The following is a 20,688-nucleotide window of genomic DNA, read 5'->3' as shown; positions in this document are numbered from 1 at the left end:
CCCCCCCCCCCCCCGACTCGGCCATTTCAGAGGTGTGAGGCCGCTTCGCGGTCGAGGAAGTACGTCGTCTCGTGGCGCCCGTGGACCCCTCGCGCGGGGGTGTCGTGCCTCGTGCCCTCGACGTCCAGGGCCGCAGCCACCGCCTCGGCCTTGCCCTCACCGCTGGCGATCACCCACAGGGCCCGCGTGCGGTTGAGCGCGCCGAAGGTGAGGCTGATCCGCTCCGGCGGGGGCTTGGGGGAGCCGGTGACGGCCACCGCGACCCGGTCGTCGACGTCGAGCTGCGGGAAGCCGGGGAACAGCGAGGCCACGTGACCGTCGGGGCCGATCCCGAGCATCACGACCTCGAACTCGCCGCTCCCGTGCTCGCGCACGGTCTCCTCGAAGGCCAGGGCCGCGGCCTCGACGTCGGCACCGCCGTCGGTCGACGGCATCTCGTGGACCTGGGTCGCCCCGACGGCGTCCAGGAACGCCCGCCGTGCCTGAGCGGCGTTGCGGTCGGGGGAGTCGGACGCCACGAAGCGCTCGTCGCCCCACCACACGACCACCCGGGACCAGTCGACCGCGGAGCCGGGGCTCAACCGGGCGAGCTCGTGGTGCAGCGCGTCGGCGATGGTGCCGCCGGTCAGGGCGATCTGGGGCTCGTGACCGGCCTCCTGGGCGTCGGCGAGCCGGGAGAGCAGCTCACCGGCGACGGTGGTGGCCAGGGCGGCGGCGTCGGGGTGGACCTCGACCAGCGGCGCGGTCATGCGTGCATCTTGTGGAGCCGGCGCGTGACCGCGGCATAGACGTCGTCCTCGTCGAGGCGCCGCAGCTCCTCGCCGAGCAGCTCGGGCAGCGTGCGGCGCTTCAGCGCGATCGGCCGGTCCGGACGCCCGGGGGAGGCGTAGGTCGCGAGCTTGCCGTCGGTGCGGCTGATGCGGATGGGTCCCTCGGCGGTCTCGAGCACGACCTCGGTGATGCCCGGGCCCTGCGAGCTCGAGCGCGTGACCGTGACCTTGAGCCGGTCGGTGAGCCAGGCGGCCAGCAGGTCGGCGCTCGGGCTGATCCGCTCGGCCGTGACGGAGGCCGACGTGACCTTGAGGTGGTGCTGGTCCAGGGCCGCGGCGAGCAGCGCGCGCCACGGCGTGAGCCGGGTCCAGGCGAGGTCCGTGTTGCCCTTGACGTACGACGAGCACTGGACGCCGAGGGCCTTGGCGCGGCCCTTGGTGGCCGAGGCCGCGTCGGTGATGCGTCGCTGCGCGAGCGAGCCGAGCAGGTCGCCGGCCGGGTCCTCGGGTGCCGACGTGGGCCACCAGACGGCCACAGGGGAGTCGGGGAGCAGCAGCGGGAGCACGACCGAGGCGGCGTGCTTGACGACCTCGCCCTTGAGCCGGATCAGTGCGGTCTCGCCGGTCCACCCGTCACCGGTGCCGACCTGGGCGTTGACCTGGCTGGTCCCCCGGGCGTCGCCGAGGATGACGCCGAGCACCCGGGCGGGGTGCTCGTGGGAGGCGGCCTGGGCCGACTCCATGGCGGCCTCCGCCTCGTCCTCGTCCACGACGATCATCAGGGTCATGACCATGCCCATGGCCGGGCTGCCGGCGCGCTTGCGAGCACGCACGAACTCGGCGGCGATCTGCGCCGACGTGGTGTCGATGAGCTCCTTCATCAGGGCCTCCTCCAGACGCGTCCGTCGCGGGCCAGCATCTTGTCGGCCGAGGCCGGGCCCCACGTGCCGGAGTCGTAGGCCTCCGGCGTGCCCTTGCGCGCCCAGGCCTCGAGGATCGGGTCCAGGATCTTCCAGGAGAGCTCGACCTCCTCGTGCCGGGGGAAGAGCGGCGGATCGCCGAGCAGCACGTCGAGGATCAGTCGCTCATAGGCCTCGGGGCTGTCCTCGGTGAAGGAGCCGCCGTAGGCGAAGTCCATGTTGACGTCACGGATCTCCATCGCGGTGCCGGGCACCTTGGAGCCGAAGCGCAGCGTCATGCCCTCGTCGGGCTGGATGCGGATGACCAGGGCGTTCTGGGTGAGCTCCTCGACCGAAGACTCCTCGAACGGCAGGTAGGGCGCCCGCTTGAAGACGACCGCCACCTCCGTGACGCGACGCCCGAGGCGCTTGCCGGTGCGGAGGTAGAACGGGACCCCGGCCCACCGTCGGTTGTCGACGTGGAGGGTGATCGCGGCGAACGTCTCGGTCGTGGACGTGCGCTTGATCCCCTCCTCCTCGAGGAACCCCGACACCTTCTCCCCGCCGGCCCACCCGGCGGCGTACTGCCCCCGGGCGGTCGTCAGGTCGAGGCGCTTGGGAAGGCGCACGCTGGAGAGCACCTTCTGCTTCTCGATGCGCAGCGCCTCCGCGTCGAAGGAGGTCGGCTCCTCCATGGCCACGAGCGACATCAGCTGGAGCAGGTGGTTCTGGATGACGTCACGGGCGGCGCCGATGCCGTCGTAGTAGCCCGCGCGGCCGCCGATCCCGACGTCCTCGGCCATCGTGATCTGGACGTGGTCGACGTAGTTGTTGTTCCACAGCGGCTCGAACATCATGTTGGCGAAGCGGGTCGCCAGGATGTTCTGCACGGTCTCCTTGCCGAGGTAGTGGTCGATCCGGAAGATCGACCCCGACTCGAAGACCTCGGCCAGCGTCTCGTTGAGCTCGATGGCCGACTCGAGGTCGTGGCCGAAGGGCTTCTCCACGACCACGCGCCGCCACGAGTCGGTGTGCGGGTCGACGAGGCCGTGCTCCTTGAGCTGCCCGGCGACCGCGCCGAAGAAGCTCGGCGGGATGGCGAGGTAGAACGCGTGGTTGCCCTCGGTGCCCCGCGTGCGGTCGAGCTCCTCGATCGTCATGCGCAGCTGCTCGAAGGCGTTGTCGTCGTCGAAGTCGCCGGAGACGAAGCGGAACCCCTCGGCCAGCTGCTTCCAGACCTCCTCGCGGAACTCCGTGCGGGCGTATTGCTTCACCGAGTCGTGCACGATCTGCGCGAAGTCCTGGTCGGCCCAGTCACGACGTGCGAAGCCGGTGAGGCTGAAGCCCGGGGGCAGCAGCCCGCGGTTGGCCAGGTCGTAGATCGCCGGCATGATCTTCTTGCGCGACAGGTCGCCCGTGACGCCGAAGAGCACCATCCCGCACGGTCCGGCGATGCGCGGCAGCCGCCGGTCGAGCGGGTCGCGCAGGGGGTTGGTCCAGGTGGAGTCCTTCGCGGTCACGCGAGCACCTCTCGGAGGCCGGCGAGGTCGCTGGGTGCGCTGACGTGCAGGCGCAGGACCGGTCGGCCCTTGTCGGCCAGCACCTGTCCGTCGCCGACCGCCTGTGCGGTGAGGAACTCGTGGAAGGTGAAGGGTCGATCGGGCACCGCGAGGTCGGCCTGCGGCTGACCGGTGACCTGCAGGTAGACCCCGGTCGCGGGGCCGCCCTTGTGGTACTGCCCGGTCGAGTGCAGGAACCGCGGTCCCCACCCGAACGTGACGGGGCGGCCGGTGCGGACGGCGAGGGCGTCCCGGGCACCGGCGAGGGCGGCGTCGCGGTGCCGGTCGAGGTAGGCCTGGACCGCGACGTAGCCGGTCGACTCGTCGAGCTGCGCGAGCAGTGCCGCGACCGCGTCGGCGACCGTGTCGGTGCCCTGCGGGAGCCAGCCCTCCGACGCATAGACCGTGACGGGGCCGTCGACGAAGACCGGCGTGGGGGCGGTGCCACCGCCGTCGAGGAGCTCGCGGGAGGCGGCCTTGGCGCTCTCGACGTCGGGCTGGTCGAAGGGGTTGATCCCGATGACGCGACCGGCGACCGCCGTGGCGTGCTCCCAGAGCAGCATCTGGGCGCCGAGGGCCGCGTCCACGCTGACACCGAAGCCGGAGGCCGGCCGGAGGGACGAGAACACCTCGACGCTCGAGCCGCCCGCGGGACCGAAGACCGCGAGGACCTCGTCGGCCGTGCTCGGCGCGACGTTGGGGGAGTCGAGGGCGTCGACGACCACGGGCAGGATGCCGTGGCCGTCCTTGCCCGTGGACTCGGCGACGAGCTGCTCGGCCCAGTCGCCGAGGCCGGCGAACGGCGCGCCCGCGTTGGCGAGCACCAGCTTGTCGACACCGGCGGCGTTGGCGGCGCCGAGCAGGCCGCCGAGCCGGAGGGACGGGTTGTCGACCGAGTCGCCCTCGAGCGCGGGGCGGATCGCCTCGGCCTCGTCGAGGAGAGCGCCGATGTCGGCGCCGGCCAGGCCGCTGGGCACCAGGCCGAAGGCGGTGAGGGCGGAGTAGCGGCCACCGACGGCCGGGTCGGCGAGGAACACCCGGTAGCCCGCGGCACGGGCCGACTCCTCGAGCGGGGAGCCGGGGTCGGTCACGACCACGATGCGCTCGGCGGGGTTGATGCCGGCGTCGATGAAGGCCTTCTCGAACGCCCGGCGCTGGCTGTCGGTCTCGACCGTGCCACCGGACTTGCTCGACACGACGACGACGCTGGCGGCCAGCCGGTCCTCGAGCGCCTGGCGCACGAAGTCGGGGTCGGAGGAGTCGAGCACGGCGAGCTCGACGCCCGCGGCACCGCAGATGACCTCCGGGGCGAGCGAGGAGCCGCCCATGCCGCAGAGGACGACCTTGGTCAGCCCTGCCGCGGTGAACTCGTCACGCAGCGCGACGACCTCCGCGACGAGCGGCCGCGACGTTGTGGGGAGCGAGACCCAGGAGAGACGCTTGGACGCCTCGTCCTCGGCCGCTGCGCCCCACAGGGTGTGGTCCTGCGCGCCGAGGCGGCTGGCCACCCGGTCGGCGACCAGCCCCTCCACCGTCGAGGCGAGGGCCGCCTCGTCGGGATAGCCGAAGAACAGCTCGAAACCGTCCCCGGTGACAGTGTTCCAAGCCGTCTCGCTCATGCCGTCGCCTTCTCCATCTGTCCGCTGACCGTCTCGACGAGCTCGGTCCACGACTTCTTGAACTTGTCGACGCCCTCCGTCTCGAGGACGAGGAGCACGTCGTCGAAGTCGATGCCCGCGGCGCTCAGCCGGTCGAAGACCTGCTGGGCCTCGTCGCCCTTGCCGGAGACGGTGTCGCCGGTGACCTCGCCGTGGTCGGCGAAGGCGTCCATCGTCTTCTCCGGCATCGTGTTGACCGTGTCGGCCACGACGAGCTCGGTGACGTAGAGGGTGTCGGGGTAGTCGGGGTTCTTCACCCCGGTCGATGCCCACAGGGGCCGCTGCGCCCGCGCGCCGGCGTCGGCGAGCTGCTTCCAGCGGTCACTGGCGCAGACCTCCTCGAACGCGGCATAGGCCAGCCGGGCGTTGGCGAGCGCTGCCTTGCCACGCAGGGCCAGCGCCTCGTCGGTGCCGATCTCCTCGAGCCGCTTGTCGACCTCGCCGTCGACGCGCGAGACGAAGAACGACGCCACGGACTGGATGCGGCTCAGGTCGATGCCGGAGTCGCGGGCCTGCTCGAGCCCGCTGAGGTAGGCGTCCATGACCGCGCGGTAGCGCTCGGTGGAGAAGATCAGCGTGACGTTGACGCTGATGCCCTGCGCGATGACGGCGGTGATCGCGGGCAGGCCCTCGAGCGTGGCCGGGATCTTGATGAGCGCGTTGCTGCGATCGACCGCCTTCCACAGCGCCTGCGCCGAGGCGATCGTGGCGGCGGTGTCGTTGGCCAGGTCGGGCTCGACCTCGATCGAGACCCGCCCGTCCGAGGACGACCCGTCGGCGACCGGCGCGAGGATGTCGCACGCGTTGCGGACGTCCTCGGTGGTGAGCTCGAAGATCACCCGGTCGACGGGCTCGCCCTGCTCGACCAACCCGCGGACCTGCTCGTCGTAGCGCTCGCCGTCGGCGATCGCCCCGGCGAAGATCGTGGGGTTGGTGGTGACCCCCACGACGGACTTGTCCCGGACGAGGTCGGCGAGGTTGCCGCTCTCGATGCGCTCGCGGGACAGGTCGTCCAGCCAGATGGACACCCCGGCGTCGGCCAGGGCCTTCAAACGATCACTCATGTGTGCTCTCCCGGAGGTGAGGTAGCGGTGGTTGGTCAGCCGGCGAGGGTGGCCAGGCTGTCGCGTGCGGCCGCGGTGACGGCCTCGGCGGTGATGCCGTACTCCTGGAACATGGTGGCGGCGTCGGCCGATGCCCCGAAGCGGTCGACGGACACGATCCGGCCGGCGTCGCCGACGATCTCGCGCCAGCCCATCGCGACCCCGGCCTCGATGGAGACACGGGCCTTGACGGCGGGGGGCAGCACGGACTGGCGGTAACCCGAGTCCTGGGCGTCGAACCACTCGCGGCACGGCATGGAGACCACGCGGGCCTTGATGCCGTCGGCCGCGAGGGCGGTGCGCGCCTCGACGGCGTGCTGGACCTCGGAGCCCGTGCCGATCAGGATCACGTCGGGCTCGCCGCCCTCGGCGTCCAGGAGCACGTAGCCGCCACGGGCGACACCGTCGGCGTCGCCCCAGACCTGGCCGTCGGCGTCGGTGCCGCGCGGGAAGGTCGGGACGTTCTGGCGGCTCAGCGCCAGACCGGCGGGCCGGTCGGCGTTGTGCATGATCGCGCGCCAGGCCGCGGTCGTCTCGTTGGCGTCGGCGGGGCGGACCACGTCGAGGCCGGGGATCGCACGCAGCGACGCGAGGTGCTCGACCGGCTGGTGGGTCGGTCCGTCCTCGCCGAGGCCGATCGAGTCGTGGGTCCAGACGTAGGTCACCGGCAGGCCCATGATCGCCGCGAGACGCACCGAGCCGCGCATGTAGTCGGAGAACGTGAGGAACGTCCCGCCGAAAACGCGGGTGTTCCAGTGCAGGGCGATGCCGTTCATGATCGCGCCCATGGCGTGCTCACGGATGCCGAAGTGCAGCACGCGGCCGGCGTAGGGGTCGGCCTCCCAGGTCTTGGTGGCGCGGTCGGCCGGCAGGAACGAGCCGTGCTTCTCGATGGTGGTGTTGTTGGACTCGGCCAGGTCGGCCGAGCCGCCCCACAGTTCGGGCACGGTTGCGGCGATCGCGTTGATCACGGCTCCGGAGGCCTTGCGGGTGGCCAGACCCTTCGGGTCCGCGTCGTACGACGGCAGGTCGGCGTCCCACCCGTCCGGGAGCGCGCCGGAGTTGAGGCGGTGGAGCAGCGCGGCCCGGTCGGGGTGGGCGGCCGACCAGGCGGCGTACTGCTCGTCCCAGGCCTTGCCCTGGGCGGCGCCACGATCCCGGAGCGCCCGGGTGTGCGCGATGACGTCGTCCGGCACCTCGAAGGTCTGCTCGGGGTCGAAGCCGAGGATCTTCTTGGTGGCCGCGACCTCCTCCTCGCCCAGCGCGGAGCCGTGGGCGGCGCCGGTGTTCTGTGCGGAGGGGGCGGGCCAGGCGATGATCGTGCGGAGCATGATGAAGCTCGGGCGGTCGGTGACGGCGCGCGCGGCCTCGATCGCGGCGTAGAGCGCCGGGACGTCCTCGCGGTAGCCCTCGCCGCCGTGGGTCCAGTCGACGGTCTGCACGTGCCAGCCGTAGGCCTCGTAGCGCGCGGCGACGTCCTCGCTCAGCGCGATGTTGGTGTCGCCCTCGATCGAGATCTCGTTGGCGTCGTAGATGACCGTGAGGTTGCCCAGGCGCTGGGTGCCGGCGATGGAGGAGGCCTCGGCGCTGACGCCCTCCTCGATGTCGCCGTCGCTGCACAGCACGTAGACGTGGTGGTCGAAGAGGCTCTCGCCGACCGGGCTCTCGGGGTCGAGCATGCCGCGCTGCTTGCGCGCGGCCATCGCCATGCCGACGGCGTTGCCGATGCCCTGGCCGAGCGGGCCGGTGGTGACCTCGACGGCCTTGGTGTGGTGGTACTCCGGGTGGCCCGGTGTCTTGCTGCCCCAGGTGCGCAGCGCCTTCAGGTCGTCCAGCTCGAGCCCGAAGCCGCCGAGGTAGAGCTGGGTGTAGAGCGTGATGCTCGAGTGCCCGCAGGAGAGGACGAAGCGGTCACGGGAGATCCAGTCGGGGTCGACCGGGTCGTGCTTCATGACCTTCTGGAAGAGCAGGTAGGCGGCGGGGGCCAGGCTCATGGCCGTGCCGGGGTGGCCGTTGCCGACCTTCTGGACGGCGTCCATCGCCAGGACACGGGCGGTGTCGACGGCCTTCTGGTCGAGCTCGGTCCAGTCGAGTCCGGCGGGGTTGCTCACGGGGGCGTTCACGGGTTCCTCTCGCTGATGACGGGCACCACCGAGCCTACTCATGTGCGCCGCTAGACTGACACCCGCTCCACCGTCCATTTCCCGCTCTTCATCCAGCTACGCGAGGACACCTGTGACCCACGTCGGCCAGCCGGTCTCTGCTGTCAACCAGCCGGGACCCGACGGACCTCACGGCGGGCCCCACGAGAAGGCCGGCTTCAAGGACGTGGTGATGGCCTACGTCGGGCTGACCAAGCCCCGCGTCATCGAGCTGCTGCTGCTCACGACCGTGCCGGTGATGTTCTTCGCCGAGCGCGGCATCCCGTCGCTGGGCCTGGTGCTCGCCACCGTCGTCGGCGGCACGCTGTCGGCCGGCTCCGCCTCCGCCTTCAACTGCGTCTACGACCGTGACATCGACGAGCAGATGCGGCGCACGCGGCGCCGCGCGCTCCCGCGCCACATCGTCACGGCGCGCTCCGCCCTGGTGTTCGCCTCTGTGCTGGCGATCCTCTCGACCGTCGTCCTGGCCGTGTGGGTCAACCTGCTCTCCGCCGGGCTCTCGGTGCTCGCCAACGCCTTCTACGTGCTCGTCTACACGATGCTGCTCAAGCGGCGCACCACGCAGAACATCGTCTGGGGCGGTCTCGCCGGCTGCTTCCCGGCGTTGATCGGCTGGACGGCCGTCACCAACGAGCTGTCGTGGGTCCCGGTCATCCTCTTCGCCGTCGTCTTCTTCTGGACGCCGCCGCACACCTGGGCACTGGCGCTGCGCTACCGCGAGGACTACGCCAACGTCGACGTCCCCATGCTCCCGGTCGTCGCGTCCGCCCGCGAGGTCGGCCGGCAGATCGTGCTCTACAGCTGGGTGATGGTCGCGACCTCGCTGCTGCTGTGGCCGGTGGCCGGGACCGGGCTGTTCTACCCGATCGCCGCGGCCGTGCTCGGCGCGGTCTTCCTGGTCGAGGCGCACCGCATGTGGCGCCGCACCCGCGGCACCGAGGACCTGAGCGTGATCCAGCCGATGCGGCTGTTCCACCACTCCAACCTCTACCTGTCGCTGCTGTTCGTCGCGGTCGCGCTGGACCCGCTGCTCAAGCTCTGAGCAGGTCCTCGAGCTCGCGGTCGGGAGTCTCCCCGAGGGAGCCGTCGGGGGTGCGCACCGCCAGCAGAGTCCACGTGACGACGGCCGAGATCAGGGCCGCGCCGAGCATGTGGAAGCCGACCAGCACGATCGGCAGGTCGGTGAAGTACTGCACGAAGCCGATCGCGCCCTGACCGAGCTCGACGAGCAGCAGCACGAGCACCGCCTTGCGGGCCTCGCCCGTCGCCTTGAGGGCCGCCAGGGCGAAGAGCAGCCCGATGGTGAGCCCGACCAGCAGGAAGACCGAGTCGGCGTGCAGCTGGCTCACCTGGAGCGGGTCCAGCCCGTTGCGGGGGGAGTCCTCGTCACCGGCGTGCGGTCCCGAGCCCGTGACCACGGTGCCGATGTAGAGCACGGCCCAGGACGCGGCGTACGTCGCCCAGGCGAGGCCGACGACCGGCCCGCGGGCCGGCACGGGGTCGGGCTGGTCGACACGGCGGACGAAGAGGACCGCCAGCGAGATGATCGCCATGGAGATCAGCAGGTGGAACGACACGATCCACGGGTTGAGGTCGGTCAGGACGGTGATGCCGCCCACGACCGCCTGGGCGGGGATGCCCAGCGCCAGCCACAGCGCTAGTCGTCGCAGGTCGCGGCGGCCGGTCTGCCACGCCGCCACGAAGGTGGCGACCGCGATCGCCACCAGCACGAAGGTGAGCATCCGGTTGCCGAACTCGATCGCCTCGTGGAGGTCGAGAGCACCATGAGGGGTGAACGACTCGTCGGTGCAGCGCGGCCACGTCGGGCAGCCCAGTCCGGAGCCGGTCAGGCGGACGGCGCCGCCGGTGACCACCAGCATCGCGTTGGCGACCAGGGTGGCCCACCCGAGCGGGCGGACGAAGCGGGCGAGGGACACGAGGTTCACTCCCAGGTGAAGGTGCGGGCGGTGAGGACGGTGCCGATGGCGGCCCAGCCGCCGAGGACGACCAGCTCGCGCCAGGCGACGGTGGCGTCGTTGAGGGCCTCGCGCATGGCGTTGCCGAGGGCACCAGAGGGAAGCCAGCGGACCACCTCGCCGAAGTCGCCGTAGGCCGACATCGGCAGCACGACCGCTCCGCCGGCGAGCAGCAGGAGGTAGACGAGGTTGGCCGCGGCCAGGGTGGCCTCGGCGCGCAGCGAGCCTGCCAGCGCCAGGCCGAGACCGGCGAAGGCGGCCGTGCCGAGCACCACGGCGAGCACGACGCCGATCACGCTGGCGCTCGGCTCCCAGCCGAGAGCGAGGGCGACCGAGGAGATGACCGCGACCTGGAGCACCTCGACGAGCAGCAGCGCACCGATCTTCCCGGCCAGCAGCGCCGAGCGGGAGAGGGGCGAGGTGCCGAGGCGCTTGATGACGCCGTAGCGACGCTCGAAGCCGGTGGCGATCGCCAGCGACGTGAAGGCCGTCGACATGATCGCCAGGGCCAGGACCCCGGGTGTGAGCGTGTCGACGGCCGAGCGGGTGAAGTCGAGGCCGATGCGGTCCGACCCCATGACGCCACCGATGAGCACGATGACCGGGATGACGACGGCCAGGAGCAGCTGCTCACCGTTGCGCAGCATCAGCCGCGCCTCCATGCCGGCCTGCGCCAGCACCATGCGGGGCAACGGCGCGGCGCCGGGCATCGGGGCGAAGGCGCCGGTCGGCGTCGTGGGTGCGCTCATGGCGCGAGCTCCCGTCCGGTGAGCTCGAGGAAGACGTCCTCGAGGTTGCGCTGGCCCAGCGTCAGGGACTCCGGCAGGACCGCGTTGTCCTCGCACCAGCGCGAGACCTTCGCCAGGGTCGAGGCGTCCGCGGGACCGGTGACGAGCAGGCTGAGCTCGTCGAGCTGCACGACCTCGATCAGCTCGCCGAGCGCGGTGCGCAGCGACTCCGGGCTGCCCGGGGGGAAGGGGCGGGTGACGACCAGGCGGATCGTGGTCACGGAGCCGCCCCGCGTCAGGTCGAGCGGTGAGCCGCTGGCGACGAGGCGGCCGTGGTCGATGATGTGGATCTTGTCGGCGAGGCGCTCGGCCTCCTCCATGTAGTGCGTCGTCAGCACGACGGTCACCCCGTCGGCGCGGAGCTCCTCCAGCAGCGCCCACGTCGCGCGGCGTGCCTGCGGGTCCATGCCGGCCGTCGGCTCGTCGACGAAGACGACCTCGGGTCGGCCGACCAGGGCGAGCGCTAGCCCCAGGCGCTGCTGCTGACCGCCGGAGAGGCGTCGGTAGGGGGTGCGGCCGCAGTCGCCGAGGCCGACGCGCTCGGCGAGCAGGTCGACGTCGAGCGGGTGGGCGTGCAGCTTGGCCACGTGGCGCAGCATCTCCATCGCCCGCACGCCGCTCCACGCGCCGCCGCCCTGGAGCATCACGCCGATGCGGGGGTGCAGGTCGCGGCGGTCGGCGACCGGGTCGAGGCCCAGGACGCGGACCGTGCCCCGGTGCGGCGTGCGGTAGCCCTCGCAGGTCTCGAGCGTCGTGGTCTTGCCGGCGCCGTTGGGCCCCAGGACCGCGGTGATGGTGTGGCGCTCGACGGTGAGGCTGAGCTCGTCGACCGCGACCTTGTCGGCATAACGCATCACCAGGCCGTCGACGGAGACGGCAGGCGGTTCGGACACACCCAGAGTCTAGGGTTGACGGTGTGAACGACTGGGTCATGGGTGCGGTGCTGGTGCTGTCGGCGGTAGCCCTCGTCGGGATCGCCGTGCTGCTGGTCAAGGACGAGACCGCCGGCGACCCGCTCTTCGCGCTGCTGGCGGTGATCGAGGTCGTGCTGCTGGTCCAGCTGGTGGTCGGCTCGGTGCAGCTGTCCGGCACCGAGCGCGACGTGTCCGGGGTCCTCTTCGTGAGCTATCTCGTGGGCATCCTGACCGCCCTGCCGATCGGGGCGTTCTGGTCGCTGGCCGAGCGCACCCGCGCCGGCACCGCCGTGCTCGCGGTCGCCGCCTTCACCGTCATCGCCCTCGAGCTGCGGCTCGACGCGATCTGGGGCGGCGCGGGTGCGTGACCTCTCCTCGGGACCGGGACGCGTCCTGGTCTTCGTCTACGGCGTCTTCGCGGTCGCCGCGACCGGTCGCTCGCTGGTGCAGCTCGGCGCCGACGCCGACAAGGCGCCGGTGGCCTACTCCCTGTCGCTCCTGGCCGCGGTGATCTACCTCGTGGCGACCACGTGCCTGCTGCTCGGGGGCCGTTGGTCCTGGCTGATCGCGGTCGGCGCCTGCACCATCGAGCTCGTGGGGGTGCTGGTCGTCGGCACCCTCAGCTATGTCGACACCGCGCTCTTCCCCGACAAGACCGTCTGGTCCCACTTCGGCCAGGGCTACGGCTTCCTGCCGCTGGTGCTGCCGTTCGTCGGGCTCGCGTGGCTGCGCGCGACCCGGCCTGCGACCCGGCCTGCGACCCGGTCGGTCGCTCAGCGCAGCGTGTAGGCCACCACGCACGGGCCGTCGGCCCGCGCGATGCCACCGATCTGCGCCGGCACCGGTGACGGGCGAGACGTCCAGCGCGGCTCCAGGTCGTAGGTCGCCAGCAGCGTGCTCACCGCCGCGGTCATGGCCGCCAGCGCGAAGGGCTGCGCGGGGCAGGTGTGTCGGCCGTGGCCGAAGGCCGTCACGAGCTGCGGCGACGCGAGGCCGCTGGTGTCGGCGAGCCGGTGCCGGTCCCACCGGTCGGGGTCCCACCGGTCCAGACCGGGACCGGCGGTGGTGTTGAGCAGCGGGAGCAGCGTCGCGACGGTCCAGCCGGCCGGCACCTCGAGCACGGCGTCGCCAACGTCGAGCGTGACCGGGCTCAGGACGGTGCGCGCCATGATCGAGCGCTGGGCCAGGCGCGTGGACTCCAGTGCGCAGCGTTGCGCCAGGTCGGCGTCGCCGGCCACGACCGCCGCAGCCTCCCGCGGGTGGTCGAGCAGGTCCACCAGCGCCCAGCCGAGTGCGGCCGCCAGGTTGGACATCGAGGCGACGTGGATCAGGGCGACGTCGAGGGCGACCCCGCGGCGTCGTACGTCCTCGGGCTCGTGGGCCCAGGCCGCGACGATGCGGGCGAAGAGCGCGTGGTCGGTGACGTCGTCGTCGAGCAGCCGGTCCACGGCCGACCCGACGTGCTCGACCACGACCTCGAGGGCCGCCCGCTCGGCCGTCTTGCCGGAGGCGGCGACGGCCGCCATCGCGTCGGGGTGAACGAAGGCGTCCGAGCCGTCGAGGGTGTCGAAGGCCTCGACCAGCGCCTCGAAGGTGTCGCCGTCGGCGGCGTCCGGGCCGGCCCAGGAGGCCAGGCCCATGCGGTGGCCGAGCCGACGGGTCAGCGCGAAGACGTCGGCCTCACCGGCGGCGCCGAGGTCCGCCAGCGTCTGGGCGAGCGCGTCGTCCAGGTGCCGCAGGTAGCCGGCCACGTCGTCACGACGGAAGAGCGAGCCCGGCAGCGTGCGGCGGCCGTCGAAGATCCCGTCGGGCAGCTTGCGGCGCAGCATCAGGTAGTCGGCGACGCCCTTGCTGGCCGCCTCCTCGGGCAACCCGTAGAACGACTCGACCCCGCGCGGGGAGAAGGTGAAGAGGTAGTGGTCCCGGCCGCTGGTGAGGGTGAACGTGTCACCGTGGGCGGCACGGGCCGCCGCGATCGCAGCCACCGCGTCGCCCACCGGCTGGTCCCACGGGAGCCCCACGCCGACAGCGAGCGGGGGAGCGGGCACGATCTCGGCGAGTGGCACAGGACACATCGTGGCAGGACCAGCGATGAGTAAGGCTCCCCTTCCTTGAATGCCTCTCACCATTAACGGCACACTGGTGTTGTGGAATTCGACGAGAGCGCCGCCCACGGCGCGGACCAGCCGACGCGCCAGCGCGTCGTCCGGTCGATCCTCGACCACGGACCCTCCACCGCTGCGGTGCTCGCCGAGGCGCTCGACCTGACCCCGGCCGCCGTACGACGTCACCTCGACCAGCTGGTCGAGGAGGGCGTCCTGGAGGCACGCGAGCCCCGCTCGCAGGTGTCACGTGGCCGCGGCCGACCGGCCAAGGTGTTCGCGCTGACCAACCACGGCCGTGACGGCTTCGACCAGCAGTACGACGACCTCGCCGTCCAGGCGCTGCGTTTCCTGGCCGAGACCGGCGGCGACGAGGCCGTCCGCGAGTTCGCCCACCGGCGCGTGGCGTTCGTCGAGGAGCGCTTCGGCCCCCTCATGATCGCCGAGCCCGACCTGAGCCCCGCCGAGGTGCTCGCCAAGATCTTCACCGACGAGGGCTACATCGCCAGCGTGCGTCAGCTGCCGGTGGTGGGGGAGCAGCTGTGCCAGCAGCACTGTCCCGTCTCCCACGTCGCCCACGAGTTCCCCCAGCTGTGCGAGGCCGAGACCGAGGCGATCAGCCGCGTCCTCGACCACCACGTGCAGCGTCTGGCCACCATCGCCCACGGCGACGGGGTGTGCACCACGTGCATCCCGACCGGCGTGGATCCGTCCCGCTCCACCGACACGAGGAAGGCGGTCAGCTCATGACCTCCATCGAAGAGCTCAACCCCGAGCTGAAGGGCATCGGCCGTTATGACTTCGGCTGGGCCGACACCGACGTCGCCGGAGCGACCGCCCAGCGCGGTCTCAGCGAGGACGTCGTGCGCAACATCTCGGCCCTCAAGAGCGAGCCGCAGTGGATGCTGGACCTGCGCCTGAAGGGCCTCAAGCTCTTCCACCGCAAGCCCATGCCGACCTGGGGCTCCGACCTCGACGGCATCGACTTCGACAACATCAAGTACTTCGTGCGCTCCAGCGAGAAGCAGGCCGCGACGTGGGACGACCTCCCCGAGGAGATCAAGAACACCTACGACAAGCTCGGCATCCCCGAGGCGGAGAAGCAGCGCCTCGTCTCCGGTGTCGCCGCGCAGTACGAGTCGGAGGTCGTCTACCACTCGATCCGCGAGGACCTCGAGGAGCAGGGCGTGCTCTTCCTCGACACCGACACCGCCCTCAAGGAGCAGCCGGAGCTCTTCCAGGAGTACTTCGGCACCGTCATCCCCGTCGGTGACAACAAGTTCGCCGCGCTCAACACCTCGGTGTGGTCCGGCGGCTCGTTCATCTACGTGCCCAAGGGCGTCCACGTGGACATCCCGCTCCAGGCCTACTTCCGGATCAACACCGAGAACATGGGCCAGTTCGAGCGCACGCTGATCATCGTCGACGAGGGTGCCTACGTGCACTACGTCGAGGGCTGCACCGCGCCGATCTACTCCTCCGACTCGCTGCACTCCGCGGTCGTGGAGATCATCGTCAAGAAGGGTGGTCGCTGCCGCTACACGACCATCCAGAACTGGTCCAACAACGTCTACAACCTCGTCACCAAGCGTGCGGTGTGCGAGGAGGGCGCGACCATGGAGTGGGTCGACGGCAACATCGGCTCCAAGGTGACGATGAAGTACCCCGCCGTCTACCTCATGGGCGAGCACGCCAAGGGCGAGACGCTCTCGATCGCGTTCGCGGGCGAGGGACAGCACCAGGACGCCGGCGCCAAGATGGTCCACGCGGCGCCCAACACGTCCTCCTCGATCCTGTCCAAGTCGGTGGCGCGCGGCGGTGGCCGCACCTCCTACCGCGGCCTGATCCAGGTCAACGAGGGCGCGCACGGCTCCAAGTCCAACGTGCTGTGCGACGCGCTGCTGGTCGACCAGATCAGCCGCAGCGACACCTACCCCTACGTCGACATCCGCGAGGACGACGTCTCGATGGGTCACGAGGCGAGCGTGTCCAAGGTGTCCGACGACCAGCTCTTCTACCTCATGTCGCGAGGCATGGAGCAGGACGAGGCGATGGCGATGATCGTGCGCGGCTTCATCGAGCCGATCGCGAAGGAGCTCCCCATGGAGTACGCCCTGGAGCTCAACCGGCTCATCGAGCTGCAGATGGAGGGTGCTGTCGGCTGACCGCCGGCGCCCCCGCTCACACCCGAACAGCTAGGAAGACCTTTCAGTGACTGTGACCGACACCGCACGCGAGAGCGTGGAGTCGATGCTCGAGACCAAGCGGATCGAGAGCCACCTCAACCCGCCGCCGTCCTACGACCTGGCGGACCACCCGGCCCCCACGGGCCGGGAGGAGATCTGGCGCTTCACCCCGCTCAAGCGACTGCGCGGCATCCTCGACGGCGAGGCCTCCACGGCCTCGCTCACCTGGGAGTCCTCGCTTCCCGAGGGCGTGACCCTCACCGAGATCTCGGCGGCCCAGGCCGCCGAGCTCGGTGAGCTGGCGCCCAACGACCGGCCCTCGGCGCTCGCCGTGGCCAACGCGAGCAGCGCGCTGCTCCTGGACGTGCCGGCCGACCTCGAGCTCGACGAGCCGGTCTGGCTCAGGCTCCACGGCGAGTCGGTCGACGACCTCGTGTGGGGCCACCTGGTGATCCGCGTCGGGCGCTTCTCGAAGGCCACCATCGTGCTCGAGCACACCGGCTCGGCGCGCTACTCCGCGACCACCTCGGTGCTCGTGGGCGACGGCGCAGGAGCCAACGTGCTCACCCTCCAGGACTGGGACGACGACGCGGTGCACCTGGGGCGCGACGCGATCCTCGTGGGCCGTGACGCCTCCGTGCGCCACACCGCCATCTCCTTCGGCGGCGACCTGGTCCGCATGCACGCCAACGTCGAGTACGCCGGTCCCGGCGGCCAGGCCGAGCTCCTCGGCCTCTACTTCGCCGACGAGGGCCAGCACATCGAGCACCGCCTCTTCGCCGACCACAACGAGCCCCGCACCAAGAGCAACGTCATCTACAAGGGCGCGCTCCAGGGGCAGGGCGCCCACACGGTCTGGATCGGCAACGTGCTGATCCGCAAGGAGGCCGAGGGCATCGAGACCTACGAGGAGAACCGCAACCTGGTCCTCACCGAGGGCTGCCACGCCGACTCCGTGCCCAACCTGGAGATCGAGACCGGCGAGATCGAGGGAGCAGGTCACGCCTCGGCGACGGCCCGCTTCGACGACGAGCAGCTCTTCTACCTCCAGGCGCGCGGCATCTCCGAGGCCGAGTCGCGCCGACTGGTCGTGCACGGCTTCTTCAACGACCTGATCCGCCGCGTCGGCGTTCCCGAGCTCGAGGAGAAGCTGCTCGCCACCGTCGAGGAGGAGCTCTCCAAGAACGTCCTGCGGGTGACCGAGGACGCTTCCTGATGGGGTTCGAGCTCGCCTGCGCGCTGACCGACGTCCCCACGGACGAGGCGCTCGGGGTCACCGTCGGTGCCATCGACGTGGCCGTCGCCCGTGACGGCGACGAGGTCTTCGCGCTGCAGGACCTCTGCTCGCACGCTGCTGTCGCGCTGAGCGAGGGCGAGGTCGAGGACTGCACGATCGAGTGCTGGCTCCACGGCTCGCGCTTCGACCTGCGCACCGGCAAGCCCAGCGGCTTCCCCGCGACCGAGCCGGTCGCGACCTTCCCCGTCGAGGTCCGCGACGACGGCGTCTACATCGACACCACCACCACGCTCAACGGCGTGCGCCCCACCTGAGGTCTCGCACCTCACCCACCGTTTTCCTGAGAGGAACTGAAGATATGAGCACGCTGGAGATCAAGGACCTGCACGTCTCGGTCGAGACCGAGGACGGTCCCAAGGAGATCCTCAAGGGCGTCACGCTGACGATCGACGACGGCGAGACGCACGCGATCATGGGCCCCAACGGGTCGGGCAAGTCGACGCTGGCCTACAGCATCGCCGGCCACCCGAAGTACACCGTCACCGGCGGCAGCGTCACCCTCGACGGTGACGACGTCCTCGCGATGTCGGTGGACGAGCGCGCCCGCGCCGGCCTGTTCCTGGCCATGCAGTACCCCGTCGAGGTCCCCGGTGTCTCGGTGTCCAACTTCCTGCGCACCGCCAAGACCGCCATCGACGGCGAGGCGCCCAAGCTGCGCCACTGGGTCAAGGACGTCAACAAGGCGCTCCAGGACCTCAACCTCGACCCGACCTTCGGTCAGCGCTCGGTCAACGAGGGCTTCTCCGGCGGCGAGAAGAAGCGTCACGAGATCGCCCAGCTCGAGCTGCTGAACCCGAAGATCGCGGTGCTGGACGAGACCGACTCCGGCCTCGACATCGATGCGCTCAAGATCGTCTCCGAGGGCGTCAACCGCTTCCGTGCCCAGGAGGGCAAGGGTGTCCTGCTGATCACGCACTACACGCGGATCCTGCGCTACATCACGCCCGACCGGGTCCACGTCTTCGTCGACGGCAAGATCGCCGACCAGGGTGGTCCCGAGCTCGCCGACGCTCTTGAGGCCGAGGGCTACGACAAGTACCTCGCCAAGGCCTGAGAAGCGGCGCTGGGCGGCGTTGTCGTCGCTCGACGGCCCGCTCCGCTCCAAGGCCGCCTTCGCTCCTCCGCCTTGCCCAGCACCACTTCTCCCACCGTCGAGGAAAGGAACCACCATGGAAGGCCTGCTCCCCGAGCTGGACGTGATCCGCAAGGACTTCCCGATCCTCGAGCGCGTGCTCGACAACGGGCAGCCGCTGGTCTACCTCGACAGCGCCAACACCTCGCAGAAGCCGCAGGTGGTGATCGACACGATGGTCGACCACCTCGAGCGGCACAACGCCAACATCTCCCGCGCCATGCACCAGCTGGGTGCTGAGTCGACGGAGGCGTTCGAGGCGGCGCGCGACAAGGTCACGGCGTTCATCGGTGCACCCTCGCGCGACGAGGTCATCTTCACCAAGAACGCGACGGAGTCGCTCAACCTGGTGGCCAACACGCTCGCCTGGGCGACCGGCGACCTGGCGATCGGTGCCGGCGACGAGGTCGTCATCACCGAGATGGAGCACCACTCCAACATCGTGCCGTGGCAGCTGCTCACGCAGCGCAAGGGCGCGACGTTGAAGTGGTTCGGCCTGACCGACGACGGTCGGCTCGACCTGTCCAACATCGACGAGCTGATCAACGAGCGCACCAAGGTCGTCTCGCTGACCTGGGTCTCCAACATGCTCGGCACCATCAACCCCGTCGCCGAGATCGCCCGACGAGCCCACGAGGTCGGCGCGATCGTCGTGCTCGACGCGTCGCAGGCCGTGCCGCAGCTGCCGGTCGACGTGACCGCGTCGGGTGCCGACCTCCTGGTCTTCACCGGCCACAAGGTCGTCGGCCCGACCGGTATCGGCGTGCTCTGGGGCAAGCGAGCAGTGCTCGAGGCCCTGCCGCCCTTCCACGGCGGTGGCGAGATGATCGAGACCGTGCGCATGGACATCTCGACCTACGCCGGGATCCCGCACAAGTTCGAGGCCGGCACCCCGCCGATCGTGGAGGCCATCGGTCTCGGCGCGGCGGTCGACTACCTCGGCCACATCGGCATGGAGGCGATCCACGACCACGAGAAGGCGATCACCGCCTACGCGCTCGAAGGACTGGCCACGCTGCCGGGCCTCAAGGTCCTGGGCCCCCTGGACGCCGACCAGCGCGGAGGGGCGATCTCCTTCGAGCTGGAGGGCGTCCACCCCCACGACATCGCGCAGGTCCTCGACTCGCGCGGGGTCGCCGTACGCGCCGGTCACCACTGCGCCAAGCCCGCCCACGCCCGCTTCGGGGTGCAGAGCTCGACCCGGATGTCGTCCTACCTCTACACGACGCCCGCCGAGATCGACGCCCTCGTCGAGGGGCTGGAATACACCCGCTCCTACTTCAAGTTGAGTTGAGAGATGAGCCAAGACCTCGACGCCCTCTACCAGGAGATCATCCTGGACCACTACAAGCACCCCCACCACGCAGGACTGCGTGAGCCCTTCGGGGCGGAGGTGCACCACGTCAACCCGACCTGCGGCGACGAGGTGACGCTGCGCGTCCACGTCGCCGACGGCGTCGTGTCCGACGTGTCCTACGACGCGATGGGCTGCTCGATCTCCCAGGCCTCGACCTCGGTCATGGCCGACCTGGTGATCGGCAAGCCGGTCGACGAGGCGATGAGCATCCACCAGGAGTTCCTCACCCTGATGCAGGGCAAGGGCACCGTCGTGCCCGACGAGGACGTCCTGGAGGACGGCATCGCCTTCGCCGGCGTCGCGAAGTTCCCGGCGCGCGTCAAGTGCGCACTACTGTCCTGGATGGCCTGGAAAGACGCCACCACCCAGGCGGGCTCGGTCGAGCCCGCATCGAAGGAGATCTGATGGCTGACCACAGCGACCTGCCCGACGTGCCCGAGGCTGCTCCCACGGGTGGCGGTGTGTCGACGGTGTCCGTCGACGACGTGACCGAGGCGATGAAGGACGTCGTCGACCCCGAGCTCGGGATCAACGTCGTCGACCTGGGCCTCGTCTACGACGTCCACCTCGACGAGGCGACCAACGTGGTCCTCGACATGACGCTCACGTCGGCTGCCTGCCCGCTGACCGACGTGATCATGGACCAGACCAACGCCGCGCTCGAGGGCCTCGTCAACGACGTCGCCATCAACTGGGTCTGGATGCCGCCCTGGGGCCCCGACAAGATCACCCCCGACGGCCGCGAGCAGCTGCGCGCCCTCGGCTTCAACGTCTGAGGCGCAAGC

General features: G+C 70.7%; 21 protein-coding genes. 11 read left to right on the top strand and 10 right to left on the bottom strand.

The annotated features are described in order from the left end of the window. Positions 1 to 26: 26 nt before the first annotated feature. From pgl to tkt, 6 genes are read right to left on the bottom strand one after another with little or no spacing between them, the layout of a single operon-like run. Positions 27 to 749, bottom strand: coding sequence for a 6-phosphogluconolactonase (gene pgl / locus AAG827_RS18855; RefSeq protein ID WP_341927757.1), 723 nt, complete (start codon positions 747 to 749; stop codon positions 27 to 29). Further along, positions 746 to 1,651, bottom strand: coding sequence for a glucose-6-phosphate dehydrogenase assembly protein OpcA (locus AAG827_RS18850; RefSeq protein ID WP_341927756.1), 906 nt, complete (start codon positions 1,649 to 1,651; stop codon positions 746 to 748). Before AAG827_RS18850 ends, pgl begins: the two co-directional genes overlap by 4 nt. Beyond that, positions 1,651 to 3,189, bottom strand: coding sequence for a glucose-6-phosphate dehydrogenase (gene zwf, locus AAG827_RS18845; RefSeq protein WP_341927755.1), 1,539 nt, complete (start codon positions 3,187 to 3,189; stop codon positions 1,651 to 1,653). Before zwf ends, AAG827_RS18850 begins: the two co-directional genes overlap by 1 nt. After that, complete coding sequence (locus AAG827_RS18840) at positions 3,186 to 4,847, bottom strand: glucose-6-phosphate isomerase (RefSeq protein ID WP_341927754.1); 1,662 nt, start codon at positions 4,845 to 4,847, stop codon at positions 3,186 to 3,188. Before AAG827_RS18840 ends, zwf begins: the two co-directional genes overlap by 4 nt. Next, positions 4,844 to 5,950: a transaldolase gene (gene tal, locus AAG827_RS18835; RefSeq protein ID WP_341927753.1), complete on the bottom strand. Its 1,107-nt coding sequence runs from the start codon at positions 5,948 to 5,950 to the stop codon at positions 4,844 to 4,846. The genes AAG827_RS18840 and tal overlap by 4 nt, the downstream gene beginning before the upstream one ends. A 35-nt stretch (positions 5,951 to 5,985) precedes the next feature. Then, on the bottom strand, positions 5,986 to 8,112 hold the full coding sequence (gene tkt, locus AAG827_RS18830; protein WP_341927752.1) for a transketolase: 2,127 nt from the start codon (positions 8,110 to 8,112) through the stop codon (positions 5,986 to 5,988). 112 nt (positions 8,113 to 8,224) lie between these two features. On the opposite strand from tkt, the gene AAG827_RS18825 reads away from it, so the two are divergent. After that, a complete protein-coding gene (locus AAG827_RS18825) occupies positions 8,225 to 9,193 on the top strand; it encodes a heme o synthase (RefSeq protein ID WP_341927751.1) in 969 nt (322 codons plus the stop codon). Here AAG827_RS18825 and AAG827_RS18820 read toward each other — a convergent pair. Genes AAG827_RS18820 through AAG827_RS18810 form a run of 3 tightly spaced genes read right to left on the bottom strand, consistent with a single transcriptional unit; the run spans position 9,183 to position 11,808 of the window. Further along, entirely contained in the window at positions 9,183 to 10,097 is a 915-nt protein-coding gene (locus tag AAG827_RS18820; protein WP_341927750.1) for a COX15/CtaA family protein, read from the bottom strand. The genes AAG827_RS18825 and AAG827_RS18820 overlap by 11 nt on opposite strands. Next, positions 10,094 to 10,876 (bottom strand): ABC transporter permease, encoded by a 783-nt coding sequence (locus AAG827_RS18815; protein ID WP_341927749.1) that lies wholly within the window; start codon positions 10,874 to 10,876, stop codon positions 10,094 to 10,096. Before AAG827_RS18815 ends, AAG827_RS18820 begins: the two co-directional genes overlap by 4 nt. Further along, positions 10,873 to 11,808: an ABC transporter ATP-binding protein gene (locus tag AAG827_RS18810; protein ID WP_341927748.1), complete on the bottom strand. Its 936-nt coding sequence runs from the start codon at positions 11,806 to 11,808 to the stop codon at positions 10,873 to 10,875. The genes AAG827_RS18815 and AAG827_RS18810 overlap by 4 nt, the downstream gene beginning before the upstream one ends. A 23-nt stretch (positions 11,809 to 11,831) precedes the next feature. Between AAG827_RS18810 and AAG827_RS18805 the strand changes: the two genes are divergently transcribed. Continuing rightward, complete coding sequence (locus AAG827_RS18805; protein WP_341927747.1) at positions 11,832 to 12,197, top strand: hypothetical protein; 366 nt, start codon at positions 11,832 to 11,834, stop codon at positions 12,195 to 12,197. Beyond that, complete coding sequence (locus AAG827_RS18800; protein ID WP_341927746.1) at positions 12,190 to 12,618, top strand: hypothetical protein; 429 nt, start codon at positions 12,190 to 12,192, stop codon at positions 12,616 to 12,618. Before AAG827_RS18805 ends, AAG827_RS18800 begins: the two co-directional genes overlap by 8 nt. Here the strand turns inward: AAG827_RS18800 and AAG827_RS18795 are convergent. Beyond that, positions 12,603 to 13,895, bottom strand: a complete 1,293-nt coding sequence (locus tag AAG827_RS18795; RefSeq protein ID WP_341927745.1) for a hypothetical protein — start codon at positions 13,893 to 13,895, stop codon at positions 12,603 to 12,605. The two genes, AAG827_RS18800 and AAG827_RS18795, sit on opposite strands and share 16 nt — an antisense overlap. A gap of 81 nt (positions 13,896 to 13,976) precedes the next feature. Here AAG827_RS18795 and AAG827_RS18790 point away from each other — a divergent pair, with 81 nt between their 5' ends. From AAG827_RS18790 to AAG827_RS18755, 8 genes are all read left to right on the top strand, one after another. Further along, positions 13,977 to 14,681, top strand: coding sequence for a metalloregulator ArsR/SmtB family transcription factor (locus AAG827_RS18790; RefSeq protein ID WP_341927744.1), 705 nt, complete (start codon positions 13,977 to 13,979; stop codon positions 14,679 to 14,681). Next, positions 14,678 to 16,096 carry a Fe-S cluster assembly protein SufB gene (sufB, locus tag AAG827_RS18785; protein WP_341927743.1) on the top strand — a complete coding sequence of 473 codons (1,419 nt, stop codon included), beginning with the start codon at positions 14,678 to 14,680 and terminating at the stop codon, positions 16,094 to 16,096. The genes AAG827_RS18790 and sufB overlap by 4 nt, the downstream gene beginning before the upstream one ends. Before the next feature lie 46 nt (positions 16,097 to 16,142). Beyond that, positions 16,143 to 17,333, top strand: a complete 1,191-nt coding sequence (sufD, locus tag AAG827_RS18780; protein ID WP_341927742.1) for a Fe-S cluster assembly protein SufD — start codon at positions 16,143 to 16,145, stop codon at positions 17,331 to 17,333. Further along, positions 17,333 to 17,668, top strand: a complete 336-nt coding sequence (locus tag AAG827_RS18775; RefSeq protein WP_341927741.1) for a non-heme iron oxygenase ferredoxin subunit — start codon at positions 17,333 to 17,335, stop codon at positions 17,666 to 17,668. Before sufD ends, AAG827_RS18775 begins: the two co-directional genes overlap by 1 nt. 44 nt (positions 17,669 to 17,712) lie before the next feature. Then, positions 17,713 to 18,468 carry a Fe-S cluster assembly ATPase SufC gene (gene sufC / locus AAG827_RS18770; protein WP_341927740.1) on the top strand — a complete coding sequence of 252 codons (756 nt, stop codon included), beginning with the start codon at positions 17,713 to 17,715 and terminating at the stop codon, positions 18,466 to 18,468. A 124-nt stretch (positions 18,469 to 18,592) separates the two neighbouring features. Beyond that, the gene (locus AAG827_RS18765; RefSeq protein WP_341927758.1) at positions 18,593 to 19,840 is read left to right on the top strand and encodes a cysteine desulfurase; all 1,248 of its coding nucleotides are present in this window, start codon (positions 18,593 to 18,595) and stop codon (positions 19,838 to 19,840) included. 3 nt (positions 19,841 to 19,843) lie between these two features. Beyond that, complete coding sequence (sufU, locus tag AAG827_RS18760) at positions 19,844 to 20,308, top strand: Fe-S cluster assembly sulfur transfer protein SufU (protein WP_341927739.1); 465 nt, start codon at positions 19,844 to 19,846, stop codon at positions 20,306 to 20,308. Further along, entirely contained in the window at positions 20,308 to 20,679 is a 372-nt protein-coding gene (locus AAG827_RS18755) for a metal-sulfur cluster assembly factor (RefSeq protein WP_341927738.1), read from the top strand. The genes sufU and AAG827_RS18755 overlap by 1 nt, the downstream gene beginning before the upstream one ends. Positions 20,680 to 20,688 lie beyond the last annotated feature (9 nt).

The organism is Nocardioides psychrotolerans (assembly GCF_943371775.1).
GTDB lineage: Bacteria > Actinomycetota > Actinomycetes > Propionibacteriales > Nocardioidaceae > Nocardioides > Nocardioides psychrotolerans_A.
The sequence above is the reverse complement of the archived record's forward strand: the minus strand, read 5'-3'. Positions and strand labels throughout refer to the sequence as shown.

What these genes read in the sequence shown, in the direction of transcription:
- AAG827_RS18755 (WP_341927738.1), top strand. Translation starts at nt 20,308, where the DNA reads ATGGCTGACCACAGCGACCTGCCCGACGTGCCCGAGGCTGCTCCCACG.
- sufB (WP_341927743.1), top strand. Translation starts at nt 14,678, where the DNA reads ATGACCTCCATCGAAGAGCTCAACCCCGAGCTGAAGGGCATCGGCCGT.
- AAG827_RS18850 (WP_341927756.1), bottom strand. Translation starts at nt 1,651, where the DNA reads ATGAAGGAGCTCATCGACACCACGTCGGCGCAGATCGCCGCCGAGTTC.
- tal (WP_341927753.1), bottom strand. Translation starts at nt 5,950, where the DNA reads ATGAGTGATCGTTTGAAGGCCCTGGCCGACGCCGGGGTGTCCATCTGG.
- sufU (WP_341927739.1), top strand. Translation starts at nt 19,844, where the DNA reads ATGAGCCAAGACCTCGACGCCCTCTACCAGGAGATCATCCTGGACCAC.
- AAG827_RS18775 (WP_341927741.1), top strand. Translation starts at nt 17,333, where the DNA reads ATGGGGTTCGAGCTCGCCTGCGCGCTGACCGACGTCCCCACGGACGAG.
- pgl (WP_341927757.1), bottom strand. Translation starts at nt 749, where the DNA reads ATGACCGCGCCGCTGGTCGAGGTCCACCCCGACGCCGCCGCCCTGGCC.
- sufC (WP_341927740.1), top strand. Translation starts at nt 17,713, where the DNA reads ATGAGCACGCTGGAGATCAAGGACCTGCACGTCTCGGTCGAGACCGAG.
- AAG827_RS18815 (WP_341927749.1), bottom strand. Translation starts at nt 10,876, where the DNA reads ATGAGCGCACCCACGACGCCGACCGGCGCCTTCGCCCCGATGCCCGGC.
- AAG827_RS18840 (WP_341927754.1), bottom strand. Translation starts at nt 4,847, where the DNA reads ATGAGCGAGACGGCTTGGAACACTGTCACCGGGGACGGTTTCGAGCTG.